This window comes from Plastoroseomonas arctica, from assembly GCF_018128965.1.
GTDB classification, from domain to species: domain Bacteria; phylum Pseudomonadota; class Alphaproteobacteria; order Acetobacterales; family Acetobacteraceae; genus Plastoroseomonas; species Plastoroseomonas arctica.
In genome coordinates, this window is the sequence record NZ_JAAEDH010000009.1 from 52,032 (window position 1) to 77,915 (window position 25,884).

Below are 25,884 nucleotides of genomic sequence, written 5' to 3' on the forward strand. Positions count from 1 at the left end.
TTTTTGGCTATTGGGGCTGGCCGCATGGCCAGCACCCGGTCACTTGGTGGCGGCGCAGGCGTAGCAGTTGATTTCCATGGCAACCGAAACCTCGGTCACGCGGGGCTTCTTCCAGCTCATGTCATCGTCTCCCACTGCGGGTGCGCCCGGTGCGAACCCATCCCGCTTACAATCGGAGCTTGGAGGCCCGCGATCAAGGGTCTACGCGAGCCAGCGAACAGGAGCCCCCCCATGCCCCACCGCATCGCCATCATCGGCGCCACCTCCGCCCTCGGGCGGGAGATCGTGAAAACCCTGGCGGAACGCGAATTTCCGGTGAGCCTCGCCCATGCGCTCGCGAGCGGACGGGCGCTCGGCCAGCAGCTCTCCTTCGGCGATGACATTGTGCTGACCGTGCGCGCGATCGATGCCTTCGACTTCGGCAGCGTCGACCTCGCCTTCTTCGCCGGCACCCGGGCCATGTCGGCGACCCACGCGCCGCGCGCGGCGGCCGCGGGCTGCATCGTGATCGACTGCACCGAGGAATTCCGCATGGAAGCGGGCATCCCGCTGGTGATCCCGGAGGTGAACCCGCAGGCGATCAAGGCCCTGCCCAAGCGCCGCATCATCGCCAACCCGAATTCCGCCGTGGTCCCGATGCTGATGGCGCTCAAGCCGCTGCACGGGATCGCACGGATCAAGCGCATCTCGGTCGCCACCTACCAGAGCGTCTCCGAGGCCGGGAAGGAGGCGATGGACGAGCTGTGGTCGCAGACGCGCGCGATGTTCGTGAACGAGATGCCGCCGCCCGAGCACTTCCCCAAGCAGATCGCCTTCAACTGCATCCCCCAGACCGACACCATCGGCACGGACGGCGCCACCCGCACCGAGACGGCGATGGCGCAGGAGACGCGCAAGATCCTCGACCCGGACATCGCGGTGATCGCGACCTGCGTGCGGGTGCCGGTCTTCATCGGCACCGCCGCCGCCGTGCATGTGGAATTCGAAGGCGCCGTCACGGAATCCGAGGCCCGCGCCGCCTGGCGCGCCGCCCCCGGCGTCACGCTGCTCGATACCCGCGAGGATGGCGGCTACACGACGCCCGCGGAGACAGCCGGCGAGGACAGCGTCTATCTGTCCCGCCTGCGCCGCGATGCTTCCGTCCCACACGGGCTGGCCTTCTGGTGCGCGGCGGACAATCTGCGGAAAGGTGGCGCGCTGAACGCGGTGCAGATTGCGGAGGCGCTGCGCCAGAACGGGCTGATCGGTGAAGCGAAGAAATCATAGGATTTTATTGACACAAACTGTTCTATAGGATTATGGTCCAGCATCCTCACGAGGAATCCTGGACCCATGCCCGACCCGAAATCCTCTCGCGGCTATCGCAATCGTAATCCCGGCAACATAGACTGGTCGGCCAACAACCCCTGGCAGGGCCAGGTCGGGAAGGAAGATGCGCCCAACGGCCGCTTCGCGGTGTTCGAGAGCCACGAGTTCGGCATCCGCGCGCTCGCCAGCCTGCTGATCCGCTACCAGGACCGCCACGGCCTCGACACGGTCGCCGCCATCCTGCACCGCTGGGCGCCGGGGATCGAGAACGACACCGGCGCCTACATCGCCGCCGTCTGCCGTGCGACCGGCTTCGCGCCCCACCAGCGCCTCGACCTGCACACCCACGCGCATCTGCGCCCGCTGGTCGAGGCGATCATCACCCATGAGCTCGGCGGCCAGCCCTACGCGGCGGGCGTGCTCGACGAGGGCCTGCGCCGCGCCGGCATCCTCCGCCCGATCGAAACGCTCTCCGAGGCCGCCAGCACCGGCACCGGCCAGGGTGCGATCACCGTCGGTTCCGCCGCCGCCGCCGCTGCGACCGCCGCCCCGGCGCTGACGGCCCTCGGCGGCCTGCCGCAATGGCTCGGCGTCGCGCTGGTCATCGCCGCCGCCGCCATCGCGGTCGCACACGTCCTCACCAGGCGCCGGGCCGCCGCATGATGGCCCTGCTCACCGGGATGTGGTCCCGCATCTGGGGCTATGCCGCCGCCGCCGGCGGGGTGCTGGCCGCCCTCGGCTGGGCCTGGCTGCGCGGTGCGGCCAGCGCCCGCGAGGCCGCGCGCCGTGCCGCCCTCGACCATGACCTCGACAACCGGAGGACCCGCGATGCGGTGGACCGTGCCGTTGCTGCTCGCCCTGACCCTGCCGCTGACCTGCTGCGCGACTGGCGACGGCGGGATTGATCCCTGCGGCCCCTGGCGCCCGATCCAGGTGAGCGCCCAGGACAGCCTCACCCAGGCGACCGCGGCGGACCTCCTCGCGCACAACCAGACCGGACGCCGCCTGTGCGGGTGGTGAGCGGGGGAGATTTCCCCCGCGCGCCCCACCGCCCCGGCTAGCATGCGGGCCAGACCTGCCGGGACGCGTCGATGGACCACGCCCAAGCCCTCGCGCAAGCGATTCTGAACGCGTTCGCCGACCCGGTGGTGCTGCTGCCGGCGCTCGCACTGGGCTGGTGGGCGGGGCCGCGCTGGATGCTGCTCTCGGGATGTCTCGGGCTCGGCATCGTCCGGCTCGCGGCGAGCCTGGGCGAGGGCGAGGCGGATGTCGATGCGGCCATCCCCTGGATCGCGGCCTTCGCCGCACCGCTGCTCGCGGCTGGCGCGGCGCGGCTGCTGCGGCGCCTGCTCAGCGGCCAGGATCCGAACGCGCGGCCGCGCACGGCGCCGCGCCTGGTGGTGGCGTTCTTCGGCGCCATGCTCGGCCTGGTGCTCGGCTTCGGGCTGGGTCTCGTGGTCGGGCTCGCCGTGGTCTGGACGTCGGAGGCCGCGGAGCATGGCAGCCAGGCCTCGATCATCGCCCTGCTCTTCATCCTGCCGGCGCAGGCGATCGGCTTCTTCGCCGGCGGCATCGTCGCCTTCATCCGCGCCGGGCGGCGCCGCGGCGTGCCGGCGTGAGCGACATCAGCCTGGTCATCCCGGCCTGGCCGTTCCTGGCCGCCGGCGGCGGCGCCGCGATCGTCGCGGTGCTGCTGTCGTGGTGGGCGCGGCGCAGTTCAGGCTGGCGCCGCTGGCTCGCCGGCGGGCTTTGCGTGGTCGCCGCCGCGCCCGCGCTGGGTCTCGTGACGCTCGGCCTGCTGCTCGCGGGCGGCTACTGAGCGCCGCCGCCGCCGCCAGGCGAGGAACCCCGTCGCGAACAGCAGCGCCGGCACCAGCCCGAGCAGGATGATCGCCATTTGATGGGCGAGCCCGAAGGCTTGCCCATTGTGCAGCGCCATGATCCAGGCGCGGACGCGCTCCACGGGCGCGGCCGGCGTGACCTTCAGCTCACCGCTGTCGAGTGCCACGAACACCTGGGCGATGCCATCGAGCCGCGCGGGGTCGGCCGGGCGCATGCGCAGAACGGAATCCGGCGCACCGCCGGGTTCGGGCAGCTCGATCCAGGCGCCGCGCCACCCGGGCATCGCGGTTTCCGCGGCGGCGAGCGCCTCGGCGAGCGTCATGGGCTTGCCCGAACCGGTCACGCGCCGCGACGGCGGCGCGGCCTCCAGCAGCGGCGGCAGCAGATCGCGCACGATTTCGGGGAAGGCGAGGCCGAAGCCGGTCGCGGCGGCGAGCATCAGCGGCAGGGCGAACCACAGCCCCGCCGGCCGGTGCAGGTTGCGCAGCCGCCGCAGCCCGCGCAGCCCGGCCCGCGGCCAGATCGCATCGCGCAGCGGCCGCCACGCGTAGCGCACCCACATCACCAGCCCGAGCAGCGCCAGCACAACGAGTGCCACGCCCACCACGCCCACCGTCACCACGCCGTTGCGGCCGATGATGCCGCCGCTGTGCAGGTCATACAGCCAATGGATGGTGGCCCCGCCCCAGGCGCGCTCGCTCACCACCGCACCGCTGACCGCGTCCACATGCACCGAAACCCGGCCGCCCCCGGCGCGCAGGATTTCCACGCGCGGGGTCTCGCCGGCGCGCTCGGGCAGGAAGATGCGGAAGGCGTCGCCGCCCGGGTGGCGCGCCAGCGCGGCGGCGACCAGCGCCTCCAGCGGCAGCGCGGCGCCGGCGCGTGGGACTGGGGCGCCGAATTCCAGATCCTCGATCGGCTTCCAGAACACCAGCACGGCGCCGGTCACGCCGGCGAAGGCGAACCAGACGCCGAGCAGCAGCCCCAGCCATCGATGCACCCGCACATCCCAACGCAGCGCCGTCACTCCCCCGCCCGACCCGGCAGATGGACCCGCGCCGGCATTCCGCCACCCCGCCACAGCAACAACAGCCCGCCCGCCGCGATCAGCCCGCACCCCGCCAGCGCCAGGCTATCCGGCATCCGCCCGAACAGCGCCGCATCCATGGCGAGCGCGAAGAACAGCCGCGCGTAATGCCATGGCGCGAGGGCCGAGACCTCCGCCCGGCGCACCGCCGCGGCGAGTGCCAGCAGCCCGCCGGTCTGGGCGGCCACGAACATCAGGACCAGGCCCGCCGTCGCCGCATCCGGCATCCGCCAGACCAGCGCCGCCAAGGGCGTGAGGAGGATGGTGCCGACCAGGCCGCCCTGCACCGTCATGCCCACGGAATCGGCCACGCCCCGGATGTCCCGCGCCATCACCTGGTAGAGCGCATACATCATCGCCGCGGCGACCGGCACCAGCGCCGCCCAGCGGAACAGCGCGCCGTCCGGACGCAGCACCAGCAGCATGCCCGCGAAGCCGCACAGCACCGCGACCCAGCGGATCGCGCTCACCCGCTCATGCAGCACCACCATGCCCATCGCGACGGTGAGGATCGGCGCGGTGAAGCCCAGGGCGGCCGCCTCGGTGACCGGCACCAGCGCGTATCCCCACACCGCCACGGCGGTGGAGACCACCAGCATCGCCGCCGCCGCCCGCTGTGCCCAGGGCCGCGCCGGGACCAGCGCGCGGCGCCAGGCGCCCACCGGGTGCCGCCCGGCGAGCGAGAGGGTGAAGGCCCCGCCGAGCACCAGCGCGTAGCGGAGGAAGGTGATCTGCAGCGGGTCGAGGCTGTCCGACAGCAGCCGCGCCAGCGCATAGCCCACGGCATAGAGCGCGTTGCAGAGCAGGATCAGCAGGATGGCGAGGCGGCTCTGCGACATGGGTGCGGCACCGCGCCACGCATGCCGCGCCGGGTCAAGCCGGACGTGTCACGAGGCCTTGCATTCTGCGATAAAATCTGTAGTTTCAGAAAATACTGAAATATCCGGAATGCTGGACCCATGGACCTCCCGCCGCTCGCGCAGCAATTCGTCCTCCATTTCGGCGAGATGGGTAGCCGGTGGGGCATCAACCGCACCGTCGGCCAGATCTACGCCCTGCTCTACATCTCGCCCCGACCGTTGTGTGCCGACGACGTCGTCGAAGCCCTTGGCGTCTCGCGCTCCAACGTCTCGATGGGCCTGCGCGAGTTGCAGGGCTGGAACCTCGTCGTCCCGCGCCACGTCGCCGATGACCGGCGCGACCACTTCACCACGCCCGGCGATGTCTGGCAGATCCTGCGCACGCTCGCCGAGGAGCGGAAGAAGCGCGAGGTGGATCCGACCCTGTCGGTGCTGCGCGAGTTGCTGATGCAGACACCCGGCAGCGACGAGGACCGCTTCGCCCAGGCCCGCATGGCCGAGATGCATGGCCTGATAGAACAGCTGACGACGTGGTATGATGACATTCGCCGCCTGGAGACCGAACGCCTCGTCTCGCTTCTTGCGATGGGCGCCCGGGTGACAAAGTTCCTCGACATCAAGGACAAGGTCGTGACCTTCGGGCGCGGCCGCAGCCCAAGGAAGGCTTGAAGCCATGGACGCCACGATCCTCGCGCGCATCCAGTTCGCGGCCAACATCTCCTTCCACATCCTGTTCCCCACCATCACCATCGCGATGGGCTGGGTGCTGCTGTTCTTCAAGCTGCGCTTCAACGCGACGCGCAACGAAGCCTGGATGGACGCCTACCGCTTCTGGGTGAAGATTTTTGCACTTTCCTTTGCGCTCGGCGTTGTCTCCGGCATCACCATGAGTTTCCAGTTCGGCACCAATTGGCCGGGCTTCATGGAGCGCGTGGGCAATGTCGCGGGCCCGCTGCTCGCCTATGAGGTGCTGACCGCCTTCTTCCTCGAGGCGACCTTCCTCGGCATCATGCTGTTCGGCTTCCGCCGCGTGCCCGGCTGGGCGCATACCGGGGCCACCTTCCTGGTCGCCTTCGGCACCACGATGAGCGCCTTCTGGATCATCGCGCTCAATTCATGGATGCACACGCCGCAGGGCCACGAGATCCGCGACGGCGTGGTGTTCGCCGCCGATTGGTGGGCGATCATCTTCAACCCGTCGATGCCCTATCGCCTGGTGCACATGCTGCTGGCTTCGGCACTCACCTGCGCCTTCCTGCTCGCCGGCATCTCCGCCTATCGCACACTGCGCGGCGACCGCGCCGGGGGCGTGCGCACCGGGCTGCTGACCGGCATCGTCATCGCCGCGGTCCTCGCCCCCGTGCAGGCCTTTGTGGGCGACATGCACGGGCTGAACACGCTGCAGCACCAGCCGGCCAAGGTCGCCGCGATGGAGGGCAACTGGACCACCGGGGGCCGCGTGCCGCTGCTGCTGTTTGCCATCCCCGACGAGGCCACGCGGTCCAACCGCTTCGAGATCGGCATCCCCTCGGGCGCTAGCATGATCCTGGGCCATGCGCCGGAGGCGGTGGTGCCGGGCCTCAACGACTTCGTCGGGCTGCACCCGCCGGTCGCGCCGGTGTTCTTCGCCTTCCGCACCATGGTGGGCATGGGGCTGCTGATGATCGGGATGGCCTGGCTCTCGGCCTTTCTGCTGTGGCGGCGCCGCAGCCTGCCGAAATTCATCCTGCGCGTGCTGGTCGGGATGACCTTCGCCGGCTGGATCGCGACACTCGCCGGCTGGTACGTGACCGAGATCGGCCGTCAGCCCTGGCTGGTGACCGGCATCCTCACCACCGCGCAGGCCGTGGGGCCGGTGCCGGCGGGCAATGTCGGCACCACTCTGGTGATGTATCTGGCCCTCTACGCCGGGCTGCTGCTCGCCTTCATCATGACGGTCTTCGGCCTCGCCAAGAAGGGCCAGCTGGCCGAAGCGACGCCCGACAGCGTGCTGCCGGTCACCGCCGCCGTGCCGCAACGGCCATGAAGAACGGCCGTTGCGGTTTTATGTGCCCTCAGGCGCCAGGCGCGGCCTCCGGCCGCCTGGCTCGCCGCACGTGCGGCGTTCGGCCATTCGGACTCGCGGTGCGCGCGAAGTGCGCGCCCCGGATCTATGCCCTCGAACGGGTCTTACCGCAGGCACGCGTTGAGCGTGACGCGACCGGCACCCGCCGGTTCGCAACGCAACGCATAGGAACGCCGGCATGACGCCCTTTCTCGAACCCGATGCGCTGCCGGTCATCTTCGCCGTGCTGATGGCGATCTCCGTGCTCGCCTACGTGGTGCTCGACGGCTTCGACCTCGGCGTCGGCATCCTGCTCGGCACCACCGCCGAGGAGCCGGACCGGGACCGCATGATCGCCTCGATCGGGCCCTTCTGGGACGCCAACGAGACCTGGCTGGTGCTCGGCATCGGCCTGCTGCTGGTGGCGTTTCCGGTCGCCCACGGGATCATCCTCACCGCGCTGTATCTGCCGGTGGCGCTGATGCTGGTGGGCCTCACCATCCGCGGGGTCGCCTTCGAATTCCGCGCCAAGGCCTCCGTCGCCGTTCACAAACGGCGCTGGGACCATGCCTTCGCATCCGGGTCGATCCTCGCCGCGCTGGCGCAGGGCTACATGCTCGGCCGCTACGTGATGGGGTTCGGCGTGGATTGGTCCGAATACGCCTTCGCCGCGCTCAGCGCCTTCGGCCTGGCCGCGGGCTACGCCTTCATCGGCAGCACCTGGCTGATCTGGCGCACCGAGGCCGACCTGCAGCACCGCGCTGTGCGCTGGGCACGCCTGACGCTCTGGATCCTGGCGGGAGGCATCGCGGGAATTTCGATCGCGACGCCGCTGGCCTCCACGCGCATCCTCGGGCGCTGGTTCGAGATGCCGAACATGCTGCTGCTCGCCCCGCTGCCGATCGCGACCGGTCTGCTCGTGCTCGGGCTGCACTGGCTGTTGGCGCGGATGCCGCTGCCCGATGACGCGCGCCACAGCGTGCCGTTCTGGGGCGGCGTGTCGCTGTTCGTGCTGGCCTTCGGCGGCTTGGCCTGGAGCTTCTTCCCCTTCATCGTGCCCGAGCGCCTGACGATCTGGCAGGCGGCGAGTTCGCCGGAGAGCCTGTCCATCATCCTCGTCGGTGCGCTGATCGTGCTGCCGGTGATCGCCTGCTACACCGTTCTGGCCTGGCGCATCTTCGGCGGCAAGGCGATGGACCTGCGCTATGACTGAGGCGGTAAGGAAGTAAGGCCATCTTACTTTCGGTCGAAAACCCTTTCGGCAGAACGGCTTGGCCGGCGCCGAGCCACCTTACTTTCGGGATTCCTTACCGCTCGGGGTAGTCCCGCCCCGGGCGCGCCCGATAGGTCGGCAGCGACCAGCCGCGCAGGATTGCCGCGGCGCGCAGCCCGAACCCCAGCGCGGCGCCGATGCCGAGCGCTGCCACCCGCTCCACCCCCAGCGCGTGCAGCGTCATGAACGCGCCGGCGCCGAAGGCCGCCGCGGTCGCGTAGATCTCCTTGCGCAGGATCAGCGGGATTTCGTCGCACACGACGTCGCGGATGACGCCGCCGAAAGTGGCGGTGATGACGCCGAGCAGGATCGCGGCCCAGGGCGAGGCTCCCTCGCGCAGTGCCGCATCCGCCCCCAGCACGGCGAAGATGCCCAGGCCCACCGCATCGGCCCAGAGCAGCCAGACGAAGCGGCGCTCGGCCAGATGCGCGGTGAAAAAGACCAGCAGCGCCACGCCGGCGGCGAGTGCCACGAGCTCGGGCGTGCGCAGCCAGAACACCGGCGCGCCGAGCAGCACATCTCGCGTGGTGCCGCCGCCGAAGGCGGTGAGCGCCGCGATTAGGATGAATCCCACCGGGTCCATCTGCTTGCGTGACGCGGTGAGCGCCCCCGCCGCGGCAAACACCACGACGCCCGCGATGGACAGTGCCGCGATGGTGGTGTCGAGTGCAGGCACGTTACGGCGAAACCGGCATCACAGCTGTCGACGCTCGCCCTATTCGGCCGGCTGCACCTTCGCCGCGGGGGCTGGCACTCGCGCGCCCTGTGCATTGCCCGCGCAGAGCAACGACAACCCCAGCACGCCCGCCACGACCGGCAGCACCAGGACCGGATAGCCCGCATCGATGAGCAGCCCGAGCGGCACCGGCATGATCGCTCCGCCCAGCGGCAGCCCCGCCGAGACGAAGCCGAACACCTTGCCCACCTCGCCCGGCGGCGACGCGTCCTTCAGCATCAGGTCGCGCGGCGTGCGCGAGGTGCCCAGCGCCAGCCCGCCCACCAGGGCCACGCCCATCGCCAGCCAACCCGGCATCGCCACCAGGCCCAGGGCCAGCAGCATCGCCATCGACCCGAGCGTGAGCAGCGTGACGATGCCGATCAGGTTGCGCTTGGTCGTATCCGCGATCCATCCGCCGACGAGCGTCCCACCCGTCGCCCCCACCATGTAGCCGGTGAGCACCAGGCCGCCCAACGCGACCGGCATGCCCCACAGCTCCGCCATCACCGTCACAATGAACGACTGCACGCCCGACCCCGCCATCGCGGAGAGCATGAAGAAGCCGAAGAAACTCAGCATCGTGCGCGACAGCAACAGCTCCCGCCCGCCCATGCCGCCTTCCTTGCGTGGGCGCGCCTGCTCCTTCAGCACGTTGCTCTGCCACAGGATGCCCGCCACCACCGGCAGCCCCAGCATGCCCACCAGCAACAGCGACCCGCGCCAATCCATCACGCTGCTCAACAAGCCGATGACGATCGGCGCCATCATGAAGCCGAGGTTGCCGGTGAAGGTGTGCACCGAAAACGCCCGCCCCATGAAGGACGACCGCACCGACCCCGTCAGGATCGCATAATCCGCCGGGTGGATGACGCTGTTGCCAATCCCCGACACGATCGCCAGCACCAGCAGGGCCCAATACCCCGGCGCGAACGCCATCGCCGAGATCGACAGCGCCATCAGCAGCGTACCGCCCACCAGAAACCGCCGCGCCCCGTAGCGGTCGACCCAAAAGCCCACCGGCGTCTGCAACAGCCCCGTCGTCGCACTCATCAGCGCAATCACAAGTCCGAGCGCGCCATAGCTCACCCCGAACTCGTCCCGCCACACCGGGAACAACGGCGCCAAGCACAACATGTAGAAATGGGACAGGAAATGCCCTGTCCCGATCAGCCCCAGCACACGCACGTCGCGCAGCGCAGCGCCAGGCGGGTCGTCAGACACTTCGGCAGGGGCGGACATGGTCGAATTCTCCTGCTCGCAAGCTGGTGCGACAATACTTTCCCGTCAACGCGGCATCCGTTAACATGGCGTCATGAGGCGCAGCCGATCCATCACCCTGGTCCTCCTTGGGGGAGGAATCATCCTCGCAGGCTGCGGCGAAGACGCCCGCGCCCGTGAATGCAGCGCCGCCACCGCGGCCCAACGGCCCGACGCCCAACAGATCTGCGCCCGATCCCAAGCCCGCAGCAGCGGCGGACACGTCTACCTCGGCTCCTGGTACTACGGCCGCGGCGCCAGCCAACAAGCCAGCCTCGCCAGCCACGGGGGCGCCACCGCCGCCATCTCCCGCGGCGGCTTCGGAGCACGCGGCGCGAGCGGCGGGTGACGGGTCGGGAAGAAAGGCCAGGGGCGCTGCCCCTGGACCCCGCCAGGATCGTGTCGATCCTGGACCTCCATCTGTTGGTTCTTGGTTCTGGTGAGGGAGCACTCGCCGGAGGCGAGCCGGGGTGGGGAGGGGGCGCGTGGAGCACCCGTGCCACGGGCACTCCCGCGACGCGCCCCCTCCCCACCCCGTCGCTTCAAGCAAGAACACCCCTCCCCAAACCCAGGGCCAACACACGCAGGGGCCCGGGGATCGGCGCGATCCCCGGCGGGGGTCGAGGGGGCAGCGCCCCCCGCCTTGCTTCCTGATGCGTCGCATCGCGCACGACCCGCGCCCCGATCGTCGCGAGCGTGCTCGGCGGATGGGGTTTGCGTTCGCGGTCATTGCAGGCGAGCCGTATTGGGATGAGGCCGCGCATTACGAATTTGGCGCGGCTGAGATCGACGTGTTGGAGGATGCGACCAATGCGATCGAGGCCCTGTCGATGGCGGCGGTCGAGTTCGCGGTGCGGCAGGGGTTGAACGGCCCGCTAGGGATTCCGGATGGGGCCTGGCCGATCGTGGTGCGCAGTTGGGAGGCGCGGGAGCCGAGCCTGTATGGGCGGTTGGACTTGCGGTTTGATGGGGCGGGGCCGCCGAAGTTGTTGGAGTACAATGCCGACACGCCGACGGCGCTGTTCGAGGCGGCGGTGGTGCAGTGGGAATGGCTGGAGAGCGGGGGTTCGGGGGCGGACCAGTTCAATGCGATCCATGAGGCGCTGATCGCGGCCTGGCCTCGGATGGGCTTGCCGGGGCGGGTGCATTTCACCTGTGCGCGCGACAGTGCGGAGGATCGCGGGACGGTCGATTATCTGCGCGACACGGCGATCCAGGCGGGGATCGAATCGCCGTTCTTGCATCTGGACGAGATTGGTTGGGACGGGCGGCGGTTCGTCGATCTGGAGGCGGCGGAGATCGCGGCGGTGTTCAAGCTCTACCCCTGGGATTGGCTGCTGGGGGAGGCGTTTGGGGCCAATATCCCGGCGGCGCGGACGCGCTGGATCGAGCCGGCGTGGCGGCTGATCCCGGCGTCGAAGGCCTTCCTGTCGCTGCTGTGGCACCTCAATCCTGACCACCCGAATTTGCTGGCGGCGTATCTGGAGCCGGGGCTGACGGGCGGGCCGGAGCTGGCGAAGCCGCTGTGGGGACGGGAGGGCGCGAACATCGTCGCACCCGGCGGCGTGACGGACGGACCCTATGCGGACCAGCCGAAGCTGTACCAGGCCTATGCGGAATTGCCGGTGTTCGACGGGCGCTACCCGGTCATCGGATCCTGGATCATCGGGGGCGAGGCCTGCGGCATCGGCATCCGCGAGGATGCGACCCCGATCACGCGAGACACCAGCCGCTTCGTGCCGCATTCATTCACCGGGGGAACCGCCACGTGACCAGCCTTGAGACCCTGCCGGGGTTCCTGACGCATTTCGTCGCGGGGCTGGCGCTGCTTGCGGGCGCTGTCCTCGTCTACATGCGCATCACGCCGCACAGCGAGTTGGCACTGATCCGCGCGGGCAATGCGGCCGCGGCGACGGCGCTGGGCGGCGCGATGCTGGGGTTCGCGATCGCCATTGCGGCATCGGTCGCGCATTCGGCCAATCTGCTCGATGCCGCGGTCTGGAGCCTGGTGGCGCTGGTCGCGCAGCTGCTGGCCTTCTTCGCGGCGACGCGGTTGTTCGGAGCGGGGTGGCGGGCTGCCATCGAGGAGCGGCGGGAGATGGCGCCGGCGGTGTTGAAGGCCGCGGTGTCGGTCGCGGTCGGCCTGATCAACGCTGCCTGCATGGCGACCTGAACCGGGGCGAGTTGTCGCGGCGCCGCCATGCGGCCTGCGGCGTTTCGGGCCGATGAATTGACGCTACCCTGCAGCGCACCATAGATAGCGCACACAGACGGCCCGGCGCGCGGTGGCGCAGCGCGGGCCGCCATTTTGCGGAGCGTGGCGATGTCCCACAGCGAAGACGGGCCGGATGCAACCTTCATCGGCAGCCGCACGGATGGCACGCCGGTGGTGCGCCCGCTGTCCCCGCATTTGCAGGTCTACGACATGCTGCAGATGACCAGTTCCCTGTCTATCCTGAACCGCGCGACCGGCATCGCCTGGTCGGTGGGGCTGATCTTCCTGGTGTGGTGGCTGGCCGCCCTTGCCGGCGGGCCTGCATCCTTTGCCTCCGTGCAGTGGTTCCTGGGCTCGGTGATCGGCTGGGTGGTGCTGGCCGGGCTGATCGTCGTCGCGTGGTTCCACACGCTGGCGGGCATCCGCCACCTGGTTTGGGACGCCGGCTACGGTTTCGACATGCCCAACACCTATCGCAGCGGCCGCATGGTGATAGCCGGTACGGCGGGGCTTTCGGTGCTCACTCTCATCATTCTCATCGGGGCCTGGATCTGAGCATGGCAACCCCTTCCCTGCGTTCTCCGCTCGGCCGCGTGCGCGGCCTGGGCTCGGCGCGGTCCGGCACGCACCACTGGTGGATGCAGCGTGTCACGTCGATCGCGCTGCTGCCGCTCACCATCTGGCTGGTCTTCGCGCTGGCGTCGCTGGCCGGGGCGGGTTTCTCCGAGGCCCAGGTCTGGGTCGCGCGGCCGTTCAACGCGGTGCTGTTGCTGGCCTTCCTGGGTGCGGGCTTCCACCACACCGCGGCCGGGCTGCAGGTGGTGATCGAAGATTACGTGAAGCCGGATTCACGCCGCATCGTCGTGATGCTGGTGGTGAAGGGGCTCTGCGCGCTGTTGTGGCTGATGGCATCCCTCGCGGTGCTCCGGATCGCGCTGCGATGAATTCCGCGGTGCCGAGGGGCTTACGCCTTTACCGCGCCGCACCAATTGTCGCGTATGACAGGCGCGCGGGCTGCTCCGCCCCCGCCTCACGAGGAAGACGGTGATGAACGCGATCTCGAAGCCCAGCCACGGCGCCTACCGCATCGTGGACCACACCTATGACGTGGTGGTGGTGGGTGCCGGCGGGGCGGGCCTGCGGGCGACCTTTGGCATGGGTGCCGCGGGGCTGAAGACCGCCTGCATCACCAAGGTGTTCCCCACGCGCAGCCACACGGTTGCCGCGCAGGGCGGCGTCGGCGCGGCGCTGGGCAACATGGGCGAGGATGACTGGCGCTGGCACATGTACGACACCGTGAAGGGGTCGGACTGGCTCGGCGACCAGGACGCCATCGAATACATGTGCCGCGAGGCGATCCCCGCGATCATCGAGCTCGAGCATTACGGTGTGCCGTTCTCGCGCACCGAGGACGGCAAGATCTACCAGCGCCCCTTCGGCGGCCACATGCAGGATTACGGCAAGACGCCCGCGATGCGCGCCTGCGCCGCTGCCGACCGCACCGGGCATGCCATCCTGCACACGCTCTACCAGCAGTCCCTGAAGCACCAGTGCGAGTTCTTCATCGAGTACATCGCGCTCGACCTCATCATGGATGAAGAAGGCGTGTGCCGCGGCGTCACCGCCTGGTGCCTGGAGGATGGCTCCATCCATCGCTTCCGCGCGCAGCGCACGGTGCTGGCGACGGGTGGCTATGGCCGCGCCTATTTCTCCTGCACCTCGGCGCATACCTGCACTGGCGACGGCAACGCGATGGTGCTGCGCGCGGGCATTCCGCTGCAGGACCAGGAATTCGTGCAATTCCACCCGACCGGCATCTACGGCGCCGGCTGCCTGGTCACCGAGGGCGCGCGCGGCGAAGGCGGCTACCTCACCAATTCCGAGGGTGAGCGCTTCATGGAGCGCTACGCCCCGACCGCGAAGGACCTGGCCTCGCGCGACGTCGTCTCTCGTGCGATGTCGATGGAAATCCGCGAGGGCCGCGGCGTCGGCCCGCTCAAGGACCACATTCACCTGCACCTCGAGCACCTCGGCGCCGAGCTGCTGCATGAACGCCTGCCCGGCATCTCCGAGACCGCGAAGATTTTCGCCGGCGTGGATGTGACGAAGGAGCCGATCCCGATGCTCCCGACCGTGCACTACAACATGGGCGGCATCCCAACGAACATCCATTGCGAGGTGCTGCACCCGACCCCTGCCGACCAGGACCGGGTGGTCCCCGGCCTGCTGGCGGTGGGCGAGGCAGCCTGCGTTTCGGTGCACGGCGCGAACCGCCTTGGCACCAACTCGCTCCTCGATCTCGTCGTGTTCGGCCGCGCCGCCGCGCAACGGGTCAGCGAGACGATCAAGCCCGGCGCCTCGCAGCCGAACCTGCCGCCCAAGGCGGGGGAGAATGGGCTCGACCGTCTGGACCACACGCGCAACGCCAATGGCGCCACCTCCACCTCGACGCTACGCGTCGAGATGCAGCGCACCATGCAGACCCATGCGGCCGTCTTCCGCACCGCCGACCTGATGCGCGAGGGCGTGGCGAAGATGAAGGCCGTGCATGCCGGCCTCGCCGACCTCAAGGTGCAGGACCGCTCGCTGATCTGGAACTCGGACCTTGTCGAGGCGCTGGAACTCGACAACCTGCTCGGCAACGCGATGACCACGATCGTGGGTGCGGAGGCGCGGCACGAAAGTCGCGGTGCCCACAGCCACGAGGACCACCCGGACCGCGACGACGTGAACTGGATGAAGCACACCCTCGCCTGGTACGACACGGCCAGCGGCGATGTGCGCCTTGATTATCGCGACGTGAAGATGCGCACCCTGACCAATGAGGTTTCGGTCTTCCCGCCGAAGCCGCGCGTGTACTGAGAGAGCCCCCAGCCCCATGGCCACCTTCACGCTGCCGAAGAACTCCACCATCGAGAAGGGGCAGACCTTTACCGCGCCCGCGGGCTCGACCAACGTCCGCGCCTTCAAGATCTATCGCTGGGACCCCGACACCGAGGCCAATCCCCGCACCGACACCTTCGAGCTCGACCTCGACAAGTGCGGGCCGATGGTCCTGGACGCGCTGATCCAGATCAAGAACGACGTCGACCAGACGCTCACCTTCCGCCGCTCCTGCCGCGAGGGCATCTGCGGCTCCTGCGCGATGAACATCGACGGGCTGAACACGCTCGCCTGTCTCAAGCCGATCGAGGATGTGAAGGGCGAGGTGCGGATCAACCCCCTGCCTCACATGCCGGTGGTGAAGGACCTGGTGCCCGACCTCAGCCAGATCTACGCCCAACTCCGCTCCATCGAGCCCTGGCTGAAATCGGAGACGCCGCCGCCGCCTGATGCGGAGCGCCGCCAGTCCAAGGATGAGCGCGCGAAGCTCGACGGCATGTGGGAATGCATCCTGTGCTTCTGCTGCTCCACCGCCTGCCCCTCCTACTGGTGGAACGGCGACCGCTATCTCGGCCCAGCCGTCCTGCTGCAGGCCTATCGCTGGATTGCGGATAGCCGCGACGAGGCCACCGGCGAGCGGCTGGACAATCTGGAAGACCCCTTCCGCCTTTATCGCTGCCACACGATCATGAACTGCACTCGAACCTGCCCCAAGGGGCTGAATCCGGCCGAGGCGATCGGCAAGATCAAGCAGCTGATGGTCGAACGCCAGGGCTGACGCTCCCCGGTCCTGCTGCCCCGGTGCGCCTCACGGCGTAGTACTTAAACCTCAGGCGGCGGCCACTTTGGTGGGCGTCACCAGCTCCAGCGGAATGCGCAGGGTGATCTCTGTGCCATGCGCGTGGGTGACGCTCGCCTCGCCGCCCAGGTGCTGCGCGAATCCCCGGATCAGCTGCATCCCGAGCCCCTTGTTGTTCGCGCCCGCCGCGGCGATGCCTACCCCGTCATCGGCGATGCGCAGCAAGGCCGAGTCCGCCTCGCGCTTGAACGACACCGCGATGGTGCCGTGGCGGCCATCGGGGAAGCCGTGCCGCAGCGCGTTGCTCACAGCCTCGGTGACCAGCAGTGCGAGCGAGATCGCGGAATCGGATGCGATCTCGATCGGGTCGGCGTCGATCGTCACCGTGATCCTGTCGTCGCTGCGCAGGTCCATCGCGTCGCCCAGCTGCCGGCACAGCTCCTCGAGGAATGGGCGCATCGCGATGCTGCGATAGCTCTGGTCGAGGTAGAGGTGCCGGTGCAGCGTGGCGAGCGCCTGCACGCGGTCGCGCGCGATGCCCAGCTCCAGGTTCGCGCGTGGTTCCTCGAGCCGTGCCGCCTGCATGGACAGCAGCGACGCGATGATCTGAAGGTTGTTCTTCACGCGGTGATGGATCTCGGCCATCAGCAGGTCGCGCTGGCCGATGGCGGCGCGCAACGCCTGCTCGCGATCGGCGATCACCGAAGACGCGCTGGCCAGCGCGGCATCGAGTGCCACAACCTCGTCCGGATCGCTCGCCCGGCTGGCTGGCTTGAACAACTGCCCTGGCGTCCATTCATGAACGCGCCGTGCGAGGCGGCGCATCGGGCGCGCCACTGAGATCTCGGCACCGAACAGGATCGCCACGACGCAGATCGAGAGGAAGGCGACCAACTCGGCCAGCCGGTCGCGCAGCTGGGATGCGGCGACCGCGTAGAGCGCGCTGACTGGCACCCCGATCACCATGCGCAGGTCGGGTGCAAGCAGCGCTATGGACCACAGATGCGGGTTGCCATCCGCAGAGAGGCCCTCGATCATCGACCCCTCGCTCTGCAGCGTCGCGAGCTGGCTCAACGAGGGGAGCACCGAAGCCCCGGCATTGGTGATCGCGAGGGTAGTGCCGCGCCGATCCATGAGCCAGGCATCGTAGGCCGCCGTGCCGGCATTCTGTCGCGACGGGGTCGCGAGGTAATCAAGCAGGACGGAAGCCGCGACGACACCCTGCAATGACCCGTCGGCCGCGATCATCGGGCTGGCCGCCGGCATCACCGCCCGACCGCTCAATTCCCCGTCGATGAACTCAGCGAGGGCGAAACGGCGGGCGGCGACCGGTGCCTGGTAGGTGCGGGTCATCGACAGGTCGCGACCAACCGGGGCCGGCAGCGCGCTGCACAGCAGCTTGCCGTCCTTGTCCATGAGCCAGAGGTTCGTATAGCGGTCGCGGAACAGGTTGAGCAGCGACTGCATGGTCGCCACACAGGTCTCGGTCGGGGCAACCAGCAAATCCGTCCGGCGCGCGAGCCCGTCCAGCATTTCCTCGGTCGTGTCCAACATCGCCGCCTGCCGCGCCACGGCACCCTCGCGGATGACGAGCGCCGTCTGCCTGGCGAAATCGCGCGCGCGATCGTAGTTCACCCACGCGTGACCACCCGCTGTGCCGAGAACAGGAATGGTCGCGATGGCGACAAGCATGAGGAGCCGCCCGCGGACGCCACGAAAAAACCGCCAGCGACCCGTGGGCTGCATGGGCGCTTCAGGCGGCTGAGGCGGGCCGGCATCCACCGACCCATCAGCCATCATTTTCTACGATCCTGCTCGATCAGCTGGAGCAACTCGGGCGGAATGGCTTCGTTCGCCACATCGTCATAGAGCTGGTGCAGCCCCCGCCTCAACCAGAGGTCGAAGGCTGCCTCAGGCACGCGCCGCGTGCCACCAGGAACTCTTTCTTGAGCCCGCATGATTTCATCCGAAGGCTTCTTATCGTCCGGCTCGTCCATCACATCCGCGGTTGACTGTCCTCCGCCACGGTCGCGTGACGGTCACCGGATGTCCTACCGCGCTGGGCCTGGGAAACGCCAGCATTACGTGCGCGGGCAGGCGAACGACGCCCTTCGCCCTCACCGAGCATCCAGATCTCGAGCTGGCGGCGCGCCCGGAACACGCGGCACTTGGCGGTGCCCACCGCGCAACCCATCGCCTCGGCCACATCCTCGTAGGACATGCCCTGCAACGACACCATCACAAGCGCGGTGCGCTGGTCGGCGGGCAGGCGCGCCATCTGGCAGCGCAGCTCGGCAAGGGCCAAGCTATGCTCCTGGCCCGCGGGACGCGCCACGGAGGCCGGCGGCGCCTCGTCGATCTCGATGGTGTCCCGGTTGCGACGACGGTCGGACAGGAAGCGGTTCCTTAGGATGCGGAACATCCACGCCTGGAAATTTGTCCCCGGCGTGAAGCTTCCCTGCGCGGACAGCGCATTCGTCACTGCCGCCTGGACAAGGTCGTCCGCATCTGCGCGGTTGCGCGTCAGCGAAAGCGCCTGGACCCGAAGACGGGGCAGCGCGGCCACCAAGGCATTGTGGAATGAGAACTCCGGCTCCGTCGCCTGGGCATCGGGTGACCGGGGGAGGATTTCGCTGTCATGTTCCATGCGCGCATAATGCATGGCGGAACGAGAAGGTTGCATCACGGATTCTTGTGTCCCCACGGGTTCTATGTTTTCTGAGCAACGCGTGCAGGCAACCATATAAGCGCCGCGGCGTTGCGGAGAAATCCGTTCAGGCTAACGACATCAGCAGACAGGGCTCAGGATGAACGCGGTTTCCCCCAGTGAGTTGCTTCGCGTTCTACCGCAGGCGCGTCGTTTTGCCCGCGCTATCACCGGCGAGCAACCCTCGGGCGACGCCCTCGTCGCCGAGGCGTTGCGTTCGCCCTTGCCGGAGTTGCCCGCGCGCCTCGCTCTCTATGCCGCCATCGTTCGCGCAGCGCCCAAGCGCGACCATGCGAAGGATGCGCTCACCAGCCGGCAGCGGCAGTTGCTGCTGCTGATGGCGCTCGAGGATCTCAGCTCCGACGAGGCCGCGCTGGTGCTTGGCATCGACTCCAACTTGGCCCTGGCCGAAGCCGACGCGGCGCGCGCGACGCTGCGGACCGTGACCGCGACTGACGTGCTGGTCATCGAGGATGAGCCCATCATCGCGATGGATGTGCAACGCCTGGTCGAGGCCTGCGGCCACCGGGTGGTGGGTGTCGCCGCGAGCGAGGCCGATGCGGTGCGCATCGCCGCCGCCTCCCCGCCGGGGCTGATCCTCGCCGACATCAACCTCGGGCGCGGCGGCGACGGCAGCGTCGCGGTGTCGCGCATCCTGCAGACCCTGAAGGTCCCGGTGATCTTCGTGACCGCCTATCCCGAGCGGTTGCTGACCTCCGAAGGCATCGAGCCCGCCTTCATCATCTCCAAGCCGTTCGAGCCGCTGGCACTGGCGATTGCCACCTACCAGGCGGTGACCGCGGGCCGCTCGCCGCTGGCCTAATCGCGGGCAACCGCGCAGCCGGTCTCGTGTTCTTCGGGCATGGCGCATCTCGCGCCGGGCAAGGAGAATGCGATGAACTGGGATCAGATCGCCGGCAATTGGAAGCAGATGACCGGCAAGGTGCGTGAACAGTGGGGCAAGCTCACCGACGACGACCTGGCGGTCATCGGCGGGCAGCGCGACCAGCTGCTGGGCAAGGTCCAGGAGCGCTACGGCATCACCAAGGAACAGGCGGAAGAGCAGCTCGCCACCTGGGAATCCGCCAACAAGTGATGGCTTGGCCGGCGCTTCGGCACCGGTGACGAGGAAGGCGGGGGCATGGCGACATGCCCCCGTTTTTTTGTCGGCTTCGCCTAAGGCGGCGCGCCTACGACCGGATCGAGCTCGCGCCAGTCGGGCGGCACGGCGTCCAGGATGCGGCCTGCGCGCAGCACGGTTCGGTCGCCCTGCGGTCGCGACAGGAACTCGCTCATGGTCCGGGCGCGCATCAGGACCAGGTCCGCGGCTGCCCCGACTTCGATCAGGCCGGCTTTCTCCAGGCCCATCGCCCGCGCCGGGGTTGCACCGACCGCGCGCGGCCAGGCGTCGACCGGATGGTCCAGGTGCAGGGTGCGCGTCGATTCGCAATAAACCTCCACCATGTCGTGGTCGCCATAGGCGTAGAACGGATCACGGCAATTATCCGACGCCAGCGACACCGGCACGCCGGCGGCTTCGAACTCATGCACCAGCGTGACGCCACGCCAGCGCGGCGTGCGTCCGGCGCGGCGATCCTGCAGGTACATGTTGCACATCGGCAGCACGATGATGCCGATGCCGGCCTCGGCGCATAGCCGGATGGTCTCGACGGCGAACGCCTCGGGCTGAACGGAGAGGGCGCAGCAATGGCCGCACTGGATGCGGCCCTTGAAGCCGCGCCGCAGCGCCGTCAGCGCAATCTCCCGCAAGGCGCGCGCCCCACTTTCCCCGCTTTCATCCACATGCAGGTCGAGGTCTAGGCCGCGCGCCTCCGCGAGCGCGAAGAAGTTGTCGAGCATGGGCTGGAACTCGGCCGGCAGCGCCTCGTGCACGCCACCGGTCAGCCGCGTCACCATGCCCAGGGCCGCGCCGGTCCGCGCGACCAGATCCGCGAGCATGGTACCGTCCTCGCCCGCAAAGCGGTCGAGCGGCGCGATCGAGCTGGCCTGCAACGTGATGCGACCGGCCCAGCGGTCCCGAAGCCGCGCGAACACCCGCCAGGATTGCGGATTGCGCACGTCGTCGCTTTCGAGATGGGTGCGGATCGCCATCGTCCCGTGGGCATAGGCCGCGCGAAGGCCCCAGTCGAAGCGCGCTTCGATATCGGCCTCGGTCCAGGCGGCGCGATCCTGGGTCGCGGCGGCGATGGCGCCGGCGAAATCCCCGGTGGGATTGCGCCGACGCGGCCAGATATGGCCCTTGTCCAGATGGGTGTGGCCATCGACAAAGCCCGGCCAGACCTGGCCGCCATCGAGTCTCACGCCTTCATGCGCCGTGCCCGCCGGCGCGAGCGCGGCAATGCGGCCATCCTCGATCCGGATGTCGAGGCGGACGAGTCCATCCTCGTCGCGCGGTCCTTGGACCGGCCCGCAGACGACCACGGGCGCCCTGGCGTCACGCAGCCAGAAGCGCGACCCCGCTTGCCTCAACGCCTGCCTCATCGCCGCCTCTCGACAGCACTTTCATGCCAGCGCCGCAGCAGCAGGTGCGAGACCAGCGACAGCGCCACGAAGATCACGATCCCGGTCCCCGACACCAGCACCAGGGCGGCGAACATGCGCGGGATCTGCAGCTGGTACCCCGCCTCCAGGATCCGGTAGGCGAGGCCCGAGGCGGTGCCGCCCGTGCCGGCCACGAATTCAGCGACGATGGCGCCGATCAGCGCCAAGCCGCCGGAAATGCGCAGCCCGGCCAGGAAATATGGCATCGCCGTCGGCAGCCGCAGTCGCCACAGCACCTGCCAGCGATTGGCGCGATACAGCCGGAACAGGTCCTCGAGGTTGCGGTCGCAGGAATTGAGCCCGAGCGTGGTGTTCGACAGCACCGGGAAAAACGCCACGATCCAGGCGCAGATCAGCAGCGCCACCCGGATGTCGTCCACCCAGATGATGATGAGCGGCGCGATGGCGACGATCGGCGTCACCTGCAAAATCACGGCGTAGGGGTAGAGCGACAGCTCGATCACCCGCGACTGCGCGAACAGCACCGCGAGCACGAGCCCCAGCACCGCGGCCATGACCAGCGCGGCGAAGGTGATCTGCAGCGTCACCCACAGCGAGACCGCGAGCGACGCCCAATCGGCTGCCAGCGCGCGACCGATCGCGAGCGGGCCGGGCAGGATGTAGGGAGGGATCTCGCGCACCCGCACCAGCACTTCCCAGGCGCCGAGAAAGATAAGGCCCAGGATCGCGGGGGCCAGGATGCGCAGCCACATCGAGGGCGTGAGGCCCAGGACCGCGCGCTCCGTCGGCTCCGCCAGCGCGGCCGCCTCGGCCTTCTCGGATGCGGAAATCTGGCTCATGCGGCCATTGCCTCGCCCAGCCGCTCGGACACCGCGCGGCAGTGCCCGGCGTACTCGGCCGAGGTGCGATAGATCTCCCCGCGGGGATAGCCGGCATTGACCGCAATCTCGGCCGCGACGCGCCCGGGGCGCGCGGCCATGACGATGATGCGCTGCGCCAGGTAGACGCTCTCGAAAGTGGAATGCGTGACGAAGATGGCGGTGAACCGCTCGCGCTCCCACAGCGCCAGCAGGTCGTTGTTCAGGCGGTGGCGCGTGATCTCGTCGAGTGCGGCGAAGGGCTCGTCCATCAGCAGCAGCCGTGGCCTGGTGACCAGCGCGCGGGCGATGGAGACGCGCATCTTCATCCCCCCCGACAGAGCCCGCGGGAAGGCGCGTTCGAAGCCGGCCAGGCCGACATTGCCCAGCGCCTGGGCCGCGCGCGCCTCGGCTTCGCGCGTCGCGACGCCAGCGAGTGAAAGCGGCAGCGCCACATTGGCAAGCGCGCTGGCCCAAGGCATCAGGGTCGGTTCCTGGAACACGAAGCCGATGTCGCGCGCGGGCTCGCCGCGCGCATCATGCCCGCTGCGCGGCCATCCGATGGTTCCGGCGGTCGCGGTGTCGAGGCCGGCGATCATGCGCAGCAGGGTCGACTTGCCGCAGCCCGAAGGGCCCAGAAGTGCGAGGAATTCCCCCTCCGCGATGGTCAAGTCGACACCCTGGACCGCCACCGTCCCGGTCGCGTAGCGCTTGCCGACCCCGCGGAGCGCGACCAGCGCCGACCCGCTCAAGCGAGGCCGACGCGCTGGTTGACGAAGCGCGTCGTGTAGCCGCGCCGGATGTCGAGCGCCGGCGGATAGAGACCCGCACGCGACATGCCATTGTAGAAGCTGGCCCAGCGCGCATCCGTCATTGCGCCGATGCCGAGCGTGTCGGCGTCGCCGCTCTTGATGATGCCCCGCTCGTTCATCATGCGTGCCGCATAGGCGATGCGCGCATCGTCCATCTCGGGATTGTCGGCCTTGATGCGCGCATTCGCGGCCGCGACGTCCTGCCCTGCGATGTACTGCGCCCAGCCTTCGATGGTGGCGTTGACGAAGCGCTGCACGAGATCCGCCTTCTCGTTGACCATGCGCTGGGAGACGTCGATCGTCTGCTGGTAGTTCTCGTACCCCGCATCGGCGAGCAGAAAGACGCGCGGCCGCGCCCCGGCCTGCTGCGCGGCGAAGGGCTCGGAGGTCACAAAACCCTGCTGGATCGCGTTCCGGTCGGCCATGAACGGCCCGAGGTTGAAGGTGTAGGGGCGGATCTGCTCATCGGTGAAGCCGAAGCGCGTGCGCAGGAAGGGCCAGTAGGTCACCCGGCCGCCGGCGCCGATCAGCATCGGCTTGCCGCGCATATCCTCGAAGCTGTTGATGCCGTTGCCCTCATGGGTCATCAGCACCTGCGGGTCCTTCTGCATCGTCGCGGCGACGGTGAGGAAGGGCAGGTTCTCGCGCACGTAGTTCAGCGCCTGGAAACCGTTGGACATGATGAAGTCCACGCGCCCCGCGAGCAGCAGCTGCACCGGGTTCTGCTGCGGGCCGCCCATGCGCAGATCGCACTCGATGCCGTGGCGGCGGTAGATGCCGGCGGTGACCGCCTGATAGTGCCCGCCATGCTCGGCCTGGGCGCGCCAATTGGTCTGGAAGCTCACCCGGTCCAGCGATTGCGCGACCGGCACGCGCGTGCCGGGCACCGCCGCAAGGGCGACGCCGACGCCGCCACCGAGCAGCGCGCGTCGTTGGATCCTGTAGCGTGTGCGCATCGCGTTCCCCGTCCCGCTGGTCGACCGACGTGCACATCCTGGCACGACCCGCAGGGCCGGCCCAACCATGTTCATGCTCGCTGGCGTCGCGCGCGCCACAGCAGCGCCAGGGCCAGGCCGATTGCGAGGAACGAGACCAGCGTGCTCGCCGTGCCGAGTGCGTAAAGGACGGGCGTCGTCACCGTCGTCGTCATGCCGAGAATTTCCAGCGGAAGCGTGTTGTCGGTGCCCGCGGTCAGCATCGTGCGGGCGAATTCGTCGAAGGACAAAGTGAAGCCGAACAGCGCGATGCCGATGACGCTGGGGGCCACGATCGGCAGCACCACATGGGCGAAGCTCTGCCACGATGTCGCGCCGAGGTCGCGCGCCGCTTCCTCCCAAGCGCCGTCGAAGCGGTTGAACACAGCGAGCATGATCAGCAGGCCAAACGGCAGCGTCCAGGTGAGCTGCGCCCCCAGTGCGGAGCCCCACCAATGCGTGTCGATCTCCGCCTGGTTGAAGGCGAGCCCGATGCCGAGCCCGACCAGGATCGAGGGCAAGATCAGGCTCGTGATGGTGAGGTAAAACAGCGCTGCCGAGCCCACGAAGCGACGCCGGAACGCCATTCCCGCCGCCAGCGAGATCACCACCGTCGCCAACGTCACCATGGCGGCGAGTGCGAGGGAGCGCGTGATCGAGGCGCCGAAATCGCCCACCGCCTGGCGCTCGAACAGCCGCCGGAACCAATGCAGCGACACGCCGTTCATCGGGAAGGTCAGCCCGCCATCCGGCCCCTGGAAGGACAGCACCACGATGGTGAGCGTCGGCCCGTAGAGGAACAGCACGAAGGCCACGAACAGCGCCGTCAGCAACCCTCGCCCCAGACGCCCCGGCATCGCCTACAGCTCCTTCCGGATATCGACGATGCGCAGGATGGCGGCCACCATCATCAGCACCACGATCAGCAGCACCACCGCATTGGCGGCCGCGGCGGGGTATTGCAGCAGCGAGATCTGGTTGCTGATCATGAGCCCGACCGAGGCGGACTGCCCGCCGCTCATCAGCCGCACGGTGACGAAATCGCCCATCACCAGCACGATGACGAAAATGCTGCCGATGGCGATCCCCGGCTTGCACAGCGGCAGGATCACGAACCACAACACGCGCCAGAATCCGGCCCCCGCATCGACCGCGGCCTCGATCAGGCGGCGGTCCACGCGCATCATGGTGTTGAAGATCGGCACCACCATGAACAGCGTGTAGAGGTGCACGAAGGCCAGCACGACGGCGAATTCCGAGAAGAGCAGGAACTCCAGCGGCTGGTCGGTGATGCCCGCGCCCTGCAGCGCGCGATTGGCGAGCCCGTTGCGCCCGAGGAAGGGCACCCAGGCGATCATGCGGATCAGGTTCGAGGTCCAGAACGGGATGGTGCAGAGCAGGAACAGCACCGTCCGCTTGCCGGTCCCTTCCACCACGAAGGCCAGGTAGTAGGCCACCCAGAATCCCACCAGCAGGGTGATGGCCCAGGTTATGCCGGCGAAGAAGAAGGTCTTGCCGTAGGTGCGCCAGGTCACCATCGACCCGAACACCTCAACGTAGTTCGTGGTGACGAAATCGGGGATGAGTCGGAAGCTGTCGTAATCGTAGAAGCTCACCGCCACGAGCATGGCGAGCGGCACCAGCAGGAAGGCCGCGAGCACCAGCGCAAGCGGGGCCGCAAGGAACCAGGCGCGCATCAACTCTCCCCGCCGCGAGCCGGCGCGC

At 68.8% G+C, this 25,884-nt stretch carries 30 protein-coding genes; 16 read left to right on the forward strand and 14 right to left on the reverse strand.

The window, feature by feature from the left end; translation table 11 throughout:
* Window positions 1-39: 39 nt before the first annotated feature.
* Window positions 40-120 (reverse strand): pyrroloquinoline quinone precursor peptide PqqA, encoded by an 81-nt coding sequence (gene pqqA, locus GXW79_RS21770; protein ID WP_367614873.1) that lies wholly within the window; start codon window positions 118-120, stop codon window positions 40-42.
* A 111-nt stretch (window positions 121-231) separates the two neighbouring features.
* On the opposite strand from pqqA, the gene GXW79_RS09620 reads away from it, so the two are divergent.
* From GXW79_RS09620 to GXW79_RS09640, 5 genes are all read left to right on the forward strand, one after another.
* Entirely contained in the window at window positions 232-1,266 is a 1,035-nt protein-coding gene (locus GXW79_RS09620) for an aspartate-semialdehyde dehydrogenase (RefSeq protein ID WP_211874170.1), read from the forward strand.
* A gap of 66 nt (window positions 1,267-1,332) precedes the next feature.
* Window positions 1,333-1,971, forward strand: a complete 639-nt coding sequence (locus GXW79_RS09625; RefSeq protein ID WP_211874171.1) for a structural protein — start codon at window positions 1,333-1,335, stop codon at window positions 1,969-1,971.
* Window positions 1,968-2,213 carry a hypothetical protein gene (locus tag GXW79_RS09630; RefSeq protein WP_211874172.1) on the forward strand — a complete coding sequence of 82 codons (246 nt, stop codon included), beginning with the start codon at window positions 1,968-1,970 and terminating at the stop codon, window positions 2,211-2,213. The genes GXW79_RS09625 and GXW79_RS09630 overlap by 4 nt, the downstream gene beginning before the upstream one ends.
* A 186-nt stretch (window positions 2,214-2,399) precedes the next feature.
* Window positions 2,400-2,927: a hypothetical protein gene (locus GXW79_RS09635; protein WP_211874173.1), complete on the forward strand. Its 528-nt coding sequence runs from the start codon at window positions 2,400-2,402 to the stop codon at window positions 2,925-2,927.
* Window positions 2,924-3,127: a hypothetical protein gene (locus tag GXW79_RS09640; protein WP_211874174.1), complete on the forward strand. Its 204-nt coding sequence runs from the start codon at window positions 2,924-2,926 to the stop codon at window positions 3,125-3,127. The genes GXW79_RS09635 and GXW79_RS09640 overlap by 4 nt, the downstream gene beginning before the upstream one ends.
* On the opposite strand, the gene GXW79_RS09645 is transcribed toward GXW79_RS09640, so the two are convergent.
* Together GXW79_RS09645 and GXW79_RS09650 are read right to left on the reverse strand one after the other, a co-directional pair.
* The gene (locus GXW79_RS09645) at window positions 3,026-4,177 is read right to left on the reverse strand and encodes a PepSY-associated TM helix domain-containing protein (RefSeq protein WP_211874175.1); all 1,152 of its coding nucleotides are present in this window, start codon (window positions 4,175-4,177) and stop codon (window positions 3,026-3,028) included. The genes GXW79_RS09640 and GXW79_RS09645 overlap by 102 nt on opposite strands.
* A complete protein-coding gene (locus GXW79_RS09650; protein ID WP_211874176.1) occupies window positions 4,174-5,076 on the reverse strand; it encodes a DMT family transporter in 903 nt (300 codons plus the stop codon). Before GXW79_RS09650 ends, GXW79_RS09645 begins: the two co-directional genes overlap by 4 nt.
* A 120-nt stretch (window positions 5,077-5,196) precedes the next feature.
* Between GXW79_RS09650 and GXW79_RS09655 the strand changes: the two genes are divergently transcribed.
* The 3 genes from GXW79_RS09655 to GXW79_RS09665 all read left to right on the forward strand — a co-directional run bounded on the left by GXW79_RS09655 (window position 5,197) and on the right by GXW79_RS09665 (window position 8,354).
* Window positions 5,197-5,766 (forward strand): GbsR/MarR family transcriptional regulator, encoded by a 570-nt coding sequence (locus GXW79_RS09655; RefSeq protein ID WP_211874177.1) that lies wholly within the window; start codon window positions 5,197-5,199, stop codon window positions 5,764-5,766.
* A 4-nt stretch (window positions 5,767-5,770) separates the two neighbouring features.
* Window positions 5,771-7,123 carry a cytochrome ubiquinol oxidase subunit I gene (locus GXW79_RS09660; RefSeq protein ID WP_211874178.1) on the forward strand — a complete coding sequence of 451 codons (1,353 nt, stop codon included), beginning with the start codon at window positions 5,771-5,773 and terminating at the stop codon, window positions 7,121-7,123.
* 217 nt (window positions 7,124-7,340) lie between these two features.
* Window positions 7,341-8,354, forward strand: a complete 1,014-nt coding sequence (locus GXW79_RS09665; RefSeq protein WP_211874179.1) for a cytochrome d ubiquinol oxidase subunit II — start codon at window positions 7,341-7,343, stop codon at window positions 8,352-8,354.
* Window positions 8,355-8,448: 94 nt separating this feature from the next.
* Here the strand turns inward: GXW79_RS09665 and GXW79_RS09670 are convergent, their stop codons facing one another.
* On the reverse strand, window positions 8,449-9,090 hold the full coding sequence (locus GXW79_RS09670) for a trimeric intracellular cation channel family protein (RefSeq protein WP_211874180.1): 642 nt from the start codon (window positions 9,088-9,090) through the stop codon (window positions 8,449-8,451).
* A 39-nt stretch (window positions 9,091-9,129) separates the two neighbouring features.
* Window positions 9,130-10,371, reverse strand: coding sequence for an MFS transporter (locus GXW79_RS09675; protein ID WP_211874181.1), 1,242 nt, complete (start codon window positions 10,369-10,371; stop codon window positions 9,130-9,132).
* 671 nt (window positions 10,372-11,042) lie between these two features.
* Between GXW79_RS09675 and GXW79_RS09680 the strand changes: the two genes are divergently transcribed.
* The 6 genes from GXW79_RS09680 to GXW79_RS09705 all read left to right on the forward strand — a co-directional run bounded on the left by GXW79_RS09680 (window position 11,043) and on the right by GXW79_RS09705 (window position 16,265).
* Window positions 11,043-12,161: a glutathionylspermidine synthase family protein gene (locus GXW79_RS09680; protein ID WP_211874182.1), complete on the forward strand. Its 1,119-nt coding sequence runs from the start codon at window positions 11,043-11,045 to the stop codon at window positions 12,159-12,161.
* Window positions 12,158-12,562: a DUF350 domain-containing protein gene (locus tag GXW79_RS09685; protein WP_211874183.1), complete on the forward strand. Its 405-nt coding sequence runs from the start codon at window positions 12,158-12,160 to the stop codon at window positions 12,560-12,562. The genes GXW79_RS09680 and GXW79_RS09685 overlap by 4 nt, the downstream gene beginning before the upstream one ends.
* 150 nt (window positions 12,563-12,712) lie before the next feature.
* Window positions 12,713-13,159, forward strand: a complete 447-nt coding sequence (sdhC, locus tag GXW79_RS09690; RefSeq protein ID WP_211874184.1) for a succinate dehydrogenase, cytochrome b556 subunit — start codon at window positions 12,713-12,715, stop codon at window positions 13,157-13,159.
* A 2-nt stretch (window positions 13,160-13,161) separates the two neighbouring features.
* Window positions 13,162-13,548: a succinate dehydrogenase, hydrophobic membrane anchor protein gene (gene sdhD / locus GXW79_RS09695; protein WP_211874185.1), complete on the forward strand. Its 387-nt coding sequence runs from the start codon at window positions 13,162-13,164 to the stop codon at window positions 13,546-13,548.
* Window positions 13,549-13,651: 103 nt separating this feature from the next.
* Complete coding sequence (sdhA, locus tag GXW79_RS09700) at window positions 13,652-15,466, forward strand: succinate dehydrogenase flavoprotein subunit (protein WP_211874186.1); 1,815 nt, start codon at window positions 13,652-13,654, stop codon at window positions 15,464-15,466.
* A gap of 16 nt (window positions 15,467-15,482) precedes the next feature.
* Window positions 15,483-16,265, forward strand: coding sequence for a succinate dehydrogenase iron-sulfur subunit (locus GXW79_RS09705; RefSeq protein ID WP_211874187.1), 783 nt, complete (start codon window positions 15,483-15,485; stop codon window positions 16,263-16,265).
* Window positions 16,266-16,316: 51 nt separating this feature from the next.
* On the opposite strand, the gene GXW79_RS09710 is transcribed toward GXW79_RS09705, so the two are convergent.
* From GXW79_RS09710 to GXW79_RS09720, 3 genes are all read right to left on the reverse strand, one after another.
* Window positions 16,317-17,978 (reverse strand): sensor histidine kinase, encoded by a 1,662-nt coding sequence (locus GXW79_RS09710; RefSeq protein ID WP_211874188.1) that lies wholly within the window; start codon window positions 17,976-17,978, stop codon window positions 16,317-16,319.
* A 104-nt stretch (window positions 17,979-18,082) separates the two neighbouring features.
* Window positions 18,083-18,244 (reverse strand): NepR family anti-sigma factor, encoded by a 162-nt coding sequence (locus GXW79_RS09715; protein ID WP_456315830.1) that lies wholly within the window; start codon window positions 18,242-18,244, stop codon window positions 18,083-18,085.
* A 38-nt stretch (window positions 18,245-18,282) separates the two neighbouring features.
* A complete protein-coding gene (locus tag GXW79_RS09720; protein WP_211874251.1) occupies window positions 18,283-18,933 on the reverse strand; it encodes a sigma-70 family RNA polymerase sigma factor in 651 nt (216 codons plus the stop codon).
* Between the two features lie 160 nt (window positions 18,934-19,093).
* On the opposite strand from GXW79_RS09720, the gene GXW79_RS09725 reads away from it, so the two are divergent.
* Together GXW79_RS09725 and GXW79_RS09730 are read left to right on the forward strand one after the other, a co-directional pair.
* Window positions 19,094-19,816: a response regulator gene (locus tag GXW79_RS09725; RefSeq protein WP_211874189.1), complete on the forward strand. Its 723-nt coding sequence runs from the start codon at window positions 19,094-19,096 to the stop codon at window positions 19,814-19,816.
* Window positions 19,817-19,855: 39 nt separating this feature from the next.
* Entirely contained in the window at window positions 19,856-20,089 is a 234-nt protein-coding gene (locus tag GXW79_RS09730) for a CsbD family protein (protein ID WP_456315829.1), read from the forward strand.
* An 80-nt stretch (window positions 20,090-20,169) separates the two neighbouring features.
* Here GXW79_RS09730 and GXW79_RS09735 read toward each other — a convergent pair whose 3' ends face one another.
* The 6 genes from GXW79_RS09735 to GXW79_RS09760 form a co-directional block, all read right to left on the reverse strand.
* Window positions 20,170-21,495 carry a cytosine deaminase gene (locus GXW79_RS09735; RefSeq protein WP_211874190.1) on the reverse strand — a complete coding sequence of 442 codons (1,326 nt, stop codon included), beginning with the start codon at window positions 21,493-21,495 and terminating at the stop codon, window positions 20,170-20,172.
* Complete coding sequence (locus GXW79_RS09740) at window positions 21,492-22,355, reverse strand: ABC transporter permease (protein WP_367614866.1); 864 nt, start codon at window positions 22,353-22,355, stop codon at window positions 21,492-21,494. The genes GXW79_RS09735 and GXW79_RS09740 overlap by 4 nt, the downstream gene beginning before the upstream one ends.
* Window positions 22,352-23,125 (reverse strand): ABC transporter ATP-binding protein, encoded by a 774-nt coding sequence (locus tag GXW79_RS09745; protein ID WP_246503870.1) that lies wholly within the window; start codon window positions 23,123-23,125, stop codon window positions 22,352-22,354. The genes GXW79_RS09740 and GXW79_RS09745 overlap by 4 nt, the downstream gene beginning before the upstream one ends.
* Entirely contained in the window at window positions 23,122-24,141 is a 1,020-nt protein-coding gene (locus GXW79_RS09750) for an ABC transporter substrate-binding protein (protein WP_211874191.1), read from the reverse strand. The genes GXW79_RS09745 and GXW79_RS09750 overlap by 4 nt, the downstream gene beginning before the upstream one ends.
* A gap of 71 nt (window positions 24,142-24,212) precedes the next feature.
* Entirely contained in the window at window positions 24,213-25,016 is an 804-nt protein-coding gene (locus tag GXW79_RS09755; protein ID WP_211874192.1) for an ABC transporter permease, read from the reverse strand.
* Between the two features lie 3 nt (window positions 25,017-25,019).
* The gene (locus tag GXW79_RS09760; protein ID WP_211874193.1) at window positions 25,020-25,856 is read right to left on the reverse strand and encodes an ABC transporter permease; all 837 of its coding nucleotides are present in this window, start codon (window positions 25,854-25,856) and stop codon (window positions 25,020-25,022) included.
* Window positions 25,857-25,884 lie beyond the last annotated feature (28 nt).

Coding starts and splice junctions, on each gene's coding strand:
- pqqA (WP_367614873.1), bottom strand. CDS start 120: ATGAGCTGGAAGAAGCCCCGCGTGACCGAGGTTTCGGTTGCCATGGAA.
- GXW79_RS09620 (WP_211874170.1), top strand. CDS start 232: ATGCCCCACCGCATCGCCATCATCGGCGCCACCTCCGCCCTCGGGCGG.
- GXW79_RS09625 (WP_211874171.1), top strand. CDS start 1,333: ATGCCCGACCCGAAATCCTCTCGCGGCTATCGCAATCGTAATCCCGGC.
- GXW79_RS09630 (WP_211874172.1), top strand. CDS start 1,968: ATGATGGCCCTGCTCACCGGGATGTGGTCCCGCATCTGGGGCTATGCC.
- GXW79_RS09635 (WP_211874173.1), top strand. CDS start 2,400: ATGGACCACGCCCAAGCCCTCGCGCAAGCGATTCTGAACGCGTTCGCC.
- GXW79_RS09650 (WP_211874176.1), bottom strand. CDS start 5,076: ATGTCGCAGAGCCGCCTCGCCATCCTGCTGATCCTGCTCTGCAACGCG.
- GXW79_RS09655 (WP_211874177.1), top strand. CDS start 5,197: ATGGACCTCCCGCCGCTCGCGCAGCAATTCGTCCTCCATTTCGGCGAG.
- GXW79_RS09660 (WP_211874178.1), top strand. CDS start 5,771: ATGGACGCCACGATCCTCGCGCGCATCCAGTTCGCGGCCAACATCTCC.
- GXW79_RS09665 (WP_211874179.1), top strand. CDS start 7,341: ATGACGCCCTTTCTCGAACCCGATGCGCTGCCGGTCATCTTCGCCGTG.
- GXW79_RS09675 (WP_211874181.1), bottom strand. CDS start 10,371: ATGTCCGCCCCTGCCGAAGTGTCTGACGACCCGCCTGGCGCTGCGCTG.
- GXW79_RS09680 (WP_211874182.1), top strand. CDS start 11,043: ATGCGTCGCATCGCGCACGACCCGCGCCCCGATCGTCGCGAGCGTGCT.
- sdhC (WP_211874184.1), top strand. CDS start 12,713: ATGTCCCACAGCGAAGACGGGCCGGATGCAACCTTCATCGGCAGCCGC.
- sdhD (WP_211874185.1), top strand. CDS start 13,162: ATGGCAACCCCTTCCCTGCGTTCTCCGCTCGGCCGCGTGCGCGGCCTG.
- sdhA (WP_211874186.1), top strand. CDS start 13,652: ATGAACGCGATCTCGAAGCCCAGCCACGGCGCCTACCGCATCGTGGAC.
- GXW79_RS09705 (WP_211874187.1), top strand. CDS start 15,483: ATGGCCACCTTCACGCTGCCGAAGAACTCCACCATCGAGAAGGGGCAG.
- GXW79_RS09710 (WP_211874188.1), bottom strand. CDS start 17,978: ATGCTTGTCGCCATCGCGACCATTCCTGTTCTCGGCACAGCGGGTGGT.
- GXW79_RS09715 (WP_456315830.1), bottom strand. CDS start 18,244: ATGCGGGCTCAAGAAAGAGTTCCTGGTGGCACGCGGCGCGTGCCTGAG.
- GXW79_RS09720 (WP_211874251.1), bottom strand. CDS start 18,933: ATGGAACATGACAGCGAAATCCTCCCCCGGTCACCCGATGCCCAGGCG.
- GXW79_RS09725 (WP_211874189.1), top strand. CDS start 19,094: ATGAACGCGGTTTCCCCCAGTGAGTTGCTTCGCGTTCTACCGCAGGCG.
- GXW79_RS09730 (WP_456315829.1), top strand. CDS start 19,856: ATGGCGCATCTCGCGCCGGGCAAGGAGAATGCGATGAACTGGGATCAG.
- GXW79_RS09735 (WP_211874190.1), bottom strand. CDS start 21,495: ATGAGGCAGGCGTTGAGGCAAGCGGGGTCGCGCTTCTGGCTGCGTGAC.
- GXW79_RS09740 (WP_367614866.1), bottom strand. CDS start 22,355: ATGAGCCAGATTTCCGCATCCGAGAAGGCCGAGGCGGCCGCGCTGGCG.
- GXW79_RS09750 (WP_211874191.1), bottom strand. CDS start 24,141: ATGCGCACACGCTACAGGATCCAACGACGCGCGCTGCTCGGTGGCGGC.
- GXW79_RS09755 (WP_211874192.1), bottom strand. CDS start 25,016: ATGCCGGGGCGTCTGGGGCGAGGGTTGCTGACGGCGCTGTTCGTGGCC.
- GXW79_RS09760 (WP_211874193.1), bottom strand. CDS start 25,856: ATGCGCGCCTGGTTCCTTGCGGCCCCGCTTGCGCTGGTGCTCGCGGCC.